At 70.4% G+C, this 778-nt stretch carries 1 protein-coding gene; it reads right to left on the bottom strand.

The annotated features are described in order from the left end of the window. Positions 1 to 290: 290 nt before the first annotated feature. Positions 291 to 778: phosphorylase family protein (locus OOT08_RS13900; protein ID WP_442916255.1), on the bottom strand; the 488-nt coding region annotated here is incomplete at its 5' end.

Genomic DNA, 778 nt, shown 5'->3' with positions numbered 1-778 from the left:
TCCTCCTTGCTTCTATTCGCCCTGCGCCCTTGCGACTGAGCGACTTGCGTGCATGGAGTCTTCGGAGTCTTTGCATCGTTGCACCTGAGCACCTGTTGCTGCTTCAGCGCCTGCGGCGTCTGCCCCCTCCCCCTCCCCCAGCACCCAGCACCCAGGGCACAGAAAAAGCCCCTGCCCGCGCGCTCAAGGGGGGGATGGCGCGACGGACAGGGGCTGCAGAGCCCGGGCAACGGATCGGGGGGAAACCGGCACCCGGGTGCTTATGGGGAACCGCGCAGGGCGGCTCCGGCTTAGGAGACGAGGGCCTCCAGGGCGGTGCGCAGGGCACCGTCAACGGCCTGGCCGACGATCTCGCGGTGCGGGTCGTAGCCGGACATGCTGTCGTCCTTCTTGGCGAGCGGGTTTCCGTCGATCGCCAGCACGGCGCCCGACTCGATCCCGTTCAGCGAGGCGACCACGAACAGCGCCGCGGCCTCCATCTCCACCGCGACGACCCCGGCGCGCTGCCAGAGGGCGTGGTCCACGCCGATCTGGACATCGCTCGGGTAGAACAGGTCCGCGGTCAGCACGATGCCCTCGTGCACGTCGAGCCCCGTGTTCTGGGCCGCCGCGCGCAGCGCGAGGGTCAGTTCGGGGGTCGCGATGGCCGGGAAGGAGCGCGGGACGAGCTGGCCGGAGATGCCCTCTTCGCGGACCGCGCCCGTGGCGACCACGATCGCGCCGTCAACGACCTCGGGCTGGATGCCGCCCGCGGTGCCCGAGCGGATGATGCGGGTGA

This window comes from Leucobacter sp. M11 (assembly GCF_035726885.1).
Lineage (GTDB): Bacteria > Actinomycetota > Actinomycetes > Actinomycetales > Microbacteriaceae > JAPFRB01.
The sequence above is the reverse complement of the archived record's forward strand: the minus strand, read 5'-3'. Positions and strand labels throughout refer to the sequence as shown.